This window comes from Paenibacillus sp. OT2-17 (assembly GCF_009827695.1).
In the GTDB taxonomy this organism is placed as follows: Bacteria; Bacillota; Bacilli; order Paenibacillales; family Paenibacillaceae; genus Paenibacillus; species Paenibacillus polymyxa_B.
This window is the reverse complement of sequence record NZ_WUDQ01000306.1, coordinates 1-4,280: the sequence shown is the minus strand read 5'-3', so window position 1 is coordinate 4,280 and position 4,280 is coordinate 1. Positions and strand designations below refer to the sequence as shown.

Sequence of the window (4,280 nt, the reverse complement as noted above, 5' to 3'; positions counted from 1 at the left end):
CCAGCCTGACGGAAGTGAAAAGCTTACAGCTGGACCAGCCGACGGCATTACTGCCTTTTGAAGAGCCACAGACTTCCACGGAACCACAAGCCGAGCCTTGGTCCGCTCCCGCAGCCGGCTACAAATGGTGGGATCAGCGAACATTCAAAGCAGGGTCCTATGGCGGATCTACAGCCAGTGCGCAACCCGTGTACAGCATTGTTCGTCAAGAGCAGCTGCCCAATGCACAGCCTTTTCAAATTCGGGTTACTGCCGACCAACTGGCTCCTAACAGCACGATTAGCGGATTCAGCACAGGTATTTATGTTGCAGGCGGCAATCAAGTAGCCCAGATTCAAAATCCGGATGGAAGCTGGCCAACCTCTTACGGCTATAGCGGAACATTTAGTTTGGAGTCCAACGGCAAAGGGCATGCCTATAAGGACTTGACGGTGCGGATCAAGCCGGGAACCAGTGGTTCAGCTAATCTTAGACTGAGGCAAAACGGCAGCAATCTGCTGACCCAATCCGTCGTGCTGGCTGATGTCCCGGCCCAGCCGTTGCCTGAGGAAGGCAATACGGTTCCAGCTCGTATCAGTGTCGCAGAAGCACGGAGTCTCCCGGCTGGCAAAGTCGTGACCTTAGAGGGTGTTGTGACGACAGAACCAGGTGCATTCGGCGGTCAAGCCTTTTACATGCAGGATGAAAGTGGTGGGATTTATGTATATCAGAACCAAAGCGGCTTTCACCAAGGTGATCGAGTAAAGCTTACAGCAAGCTTGGCACTGTATAATAGTGAGCTGGAGTTAACCGATCCAGTGGCAATTGAAAAAACGGGAGAAGGACAACTTACGGAAGCTGTACAAGTCACCGAACTCAGTGATGCGAACCAAGGACAGTTGGTTGAGCTTCCTACGGCAATGATTCGTAATGTGATGGACGCGACTCCCGTAGGTTCGTTTGAATTTGATGCAGTATCTGGTGAAGTAAGTCACCATGTGCGCGTCGATGCACGTACAGGCTTAACACGGACATCTTTTCCATATCAAGAAGGACAGCAAGTGAAGCTGAAGGGAATTTCGGCGATTTTCAAAGGGAATTATCAGTTAAAACCGCGTGGACTGGATGATTTTTCAGCTCAGACAGGCGCAGCATTGCAGGAAGTAGAGCTTTCACTGGATCAAACGACCCTCAACATTGGGGATACGGCAGCGACACATCTCAAGGGTACGCTGACAGATGGCAGCGAAGCTGATTTAAGCCGCGCTTCTGTTCAGTATATCAGCAGTCATGAATCTGTTTCGCTGGATACGTATGGAGAACTTAAGGCCCTAAAAGAGGGAAGCGCGGAGATTACAGCCAGCGTCACCTTGGACGGTCAAACAGTGGTATCCAATCCTGTAACCGTGAGAGTCGAAAAGACTGCTGTAGGTGAAGTGCCGGGAAAACCTGAGCTGTCGCATGATAACGGGCAGGACACTGGACTGAAGGATGGCAACTACAACATCACCATGAATCTGTGGTGGGGTACGAATGGTGATGAACTCAAGTTGTATGAAAACGACAAGCTGATTGGCACCGAATCATTGCAAGCTGCTTCCCCTGGAGGACAGCATGCAGTCATTCCTGTTACAGGCAAGACCAATGGTACCTACACGTATACTGCAGAACTGATCAACGCTTCTGGTAAAACGACCAGCGACCCATTAACTGTCGAAGTGACCGATGCATCCCCTGGCATTCCAGTGCTGTCTCATGACAATTGGGACGGTGACGGCACCTACACCCTTACAATGAACATGTGGTGGGGCACGAATGCGACAAAATACAACTTATATGAAAATGGAGAACTGATCGACGCCCAGGATCTTCCAAGCCAAAGCCCGCAGGCCCAAAGTGCAGTCACCAACATCCAAAATCAAAAGCCGGGTACATACGAGTATCGGGCCGAGTTAGTCAATGCTTCAGGAGAAGTTTCTAGTCAAACGATAAGCGTGGAAGTGAAGGAACGTTAAGTAAAAATGATGGATCGTTAAAAAGCAAGAGCATCTATTGACCTTCGAGAGTCTATAGATGCTCTATTTTATTTTTACGATATGTCTGCCACTATGGTGTTCTGTCGAGCTGTATTTATATAAGAGAGAAGCATGAAAAAAGTACCCGCAGCGGGTACTATCATTTTAGGATTGTGTTGGTTGAGCAGACAGTCCCTCTATATCTGAGGAGCCATAGAAGAACAAGGCAACTAGTATCACAATAATGACAACCTCTGCAAAATATTCTCCATCAAACTCACTCACCACAAGTATCTCCTTTCGCCACTTGTTAATTTTTTACTTTCTGTGAAAAGGCCTGTATTACTTGATCAAGTGTCATATTTCCATTATCATTTAAAAATTTCACCATATTATCGACATTGGAAGGAGTAGATGCTAATGTTTTGTATTTTCCAGTGAGGCCTAAAAATAATGTTGCTTGTCTGTATAAAGTCACGGAATCGACGTTTAGTTTTCCCGTTAGTAGGAGGGCTGCCACTAAGACCTCCACATTTTTCCCTTGAAGAGCAGAAAAGATAGCCGAATTACTGTTTAATCCATTTTTCTTTTGACCGTTGGGGGGGGATTTGGATTTACGATTCCCATTCCCATTACCATTCTTTCCTAAGGAAGCCATTGAATCTTCCTCCCGCCATATACTGCTCCTGCCTGGTTTTCACAAAATTCGGGACAAGGACAGCGGCACTGCATGTGCTCATCAATATACGTTATGATCATACGATATGCGAATAAGAGAGCATTGGTTACTATAAGAATCACCCTGGCTGAAGGTAGTTGGCTACTATTATCAGTAATTTATTTCGCATGTTGGTCCGATTTAGAGTAAACTACAATAAAGCAAGCCAAATGAGCAATTTGCATACATCCCAAGAGCGTTTCCAATCAGCAATGTTTAGACCGAAACGGTTTAGTTCGTTTATTGTATTTTTGAGCGTTGAATTGGAATTAAGCAAATGCTGAAATAGGAGTTGTAGATAAAATATGTCGAATGAAGAAGTATTGTTAACTAAAGAGGGATTGGCCAAGCTAGAGGATGAGCTTAAGGAACTGAAGACCGTAAAACGTAAGGAGCTAGCCGAACGGCTTAAGTTGGCTATCAGCTACGGTGATTTGAAGGAAAATAGTGAGTATCACTCAGCCAAGGACGACCAAGCATTTATGGAAACCCGCATTCTCATATTGGAGAAGATGCTGACCAAAGCCCGGGTCGTGGACGAGAGTAATTTAGACCTTAGAACCGTTAGTATCGGATCGACTGTCATTCTGAATGACATCGAATTTTCGGAGAAGATGGAATACAAAATTGTAAGTCCTGCTGAGGCGGATGTTCTGGATAACAAAATTTCCTATGAGAGTCCTTTAGGCAAGGCACTTTTGGGGAAAGAAGTGGGCAGTATCATTCATGTGGATGCACCCATGGCTGTAATCAAATATGAGTTGCTTGAAATTAAGCTCACATAGTTCATTCCCGATTCCCTTATATGAGGGGGCCGGGATTTTTTTATTTCTCGCTACTTACATACCGTCCATGTGGAGCACAGTTGCACTCCACATACTGGACAGGATTTTCTTTACTCCGCTATAGCGCACTAAGTTAGTCCGTCATTAGGAAGCCTGCTTGCTCCAATGCAGCGCAGGCATCGTTAATTTTATCTTCATCCGAGGCATTCAAGGTATGCAGGTGGATGCCTCCCGTCAGCTGGGACAAATAAGTGGCCTGGGTGGAACTGATTTTACGGATAAAATCGTCCACTTCCTTGCGAGTTCCAACCCGTATCGGAGCAGTTAGATCCCCGTATACCGGATGCTCAACAATAACATCCTGCACACTTACACCGTAGTCCACAATCAGCTTTAGTTCCTCTTCTGTCTGTTCAGGTCGATGTTTACACACAATAATACGTGAGGCTAAGGGGGCTGTCTGACCCGCAGGCTCCATATAAATGTATCCTTGACTCGTTGCAAGGATAGGCTCTTGGCTTGCTTTTAACAGGGAAATATCCTGTACAATTACTTGTCTGGAAACGGAGGATCTGCGTGCCAGTTCGCTCCCGGTCAGCGGTGATTCGCTCTTCAGCCACAACAGCAGCTGCTCGCGGCGATCCGTACCTGACCGCTTTAAAGATTCAGTCAACGGGATAAGCTCCTTTCTTGTCGATGCGTCAGGTCTGTCAAAATATCTACCAGTACATTCTATTCCTCGATGGTGGTTGCTCTTCCGAAAGAAATACGGATAAATTGTAA

Annotated in this window: 4 protein-coding genes; 2 read left to right on the top strand and 2 right to left on the bottom strand. The window is 46.3% G+C overall.

The window, feature by feature from the left end:
- The coding region (locus GRP75_RS20050) for an endonuclease (protein ID WP_160790166.1) at positions 1-1,994 on the top strand (1,994 nt) is incomplete at its 5' end.
- Positions 1,995-2,304: 310 nt separating this feature from the next.
- On the opposite strand, the gene GRP75_RS20045 is transcribed toward GRP75_RS20050, so the two are convergent.
- Positions 2,305-2,652, bottom strand: a complete 348-nt coding sequence (locus GRP75_RS20045; RefSeq protein ID WP_160790165.1) for a hypothetical protein — start codon at positions 2,650-2,652, stop codon at positions 2,305-2,307.
- 365 nt (positions 2,653-3,017) lie between these two features.
- Between GRP75_RS20045 and greA the strand changes: the two genes are divergently transcribed.
- Positions 3,018-3,497: a transcription elongation factor GreA gene (gene greA / locus GRP75_RS20040; protein ID WP_013310174.1), complete on the top strand. Its 480-nt coding sequence runs from the start codon at positions 3,018-3,020 to the stop codon at positions 3,495-3,497.
- Positions 3,498-3,630: 133 nt separating this feature from the next.
- Here the strand turns inward: greA and GRP75_RS20035 are convergent, their stop codons facing one another.
- A complete protein-coding gene (locus GRP75_RS20035) occupies positions 3,631-4,170 on the bottom strand; it encodes a transcription repressor NadR (protein ID WP_028541390.1) in 540 nt (179 codons plus the stop codon).
- Positions 4,171-4,280: the final 110 nt, after the last annotated feature.

Bases quoted from the DNA above. Each gene is read 5' to 3' on its own strand.
- greA (WP_013310174.1), top strand. From the start codon at position 3,018: ATGTCGAATGAAGAAGTATTGTTAACTAAAGAGGGATTGGCCAAGCTA.
- GRP75_RS20045 (WP_160790165.1), bottom strand. From the start codon at position 2,652: ATGGCTTCCTTAGGAAAGAATGGTAATGGGAATGGGAATCGTAAATCC.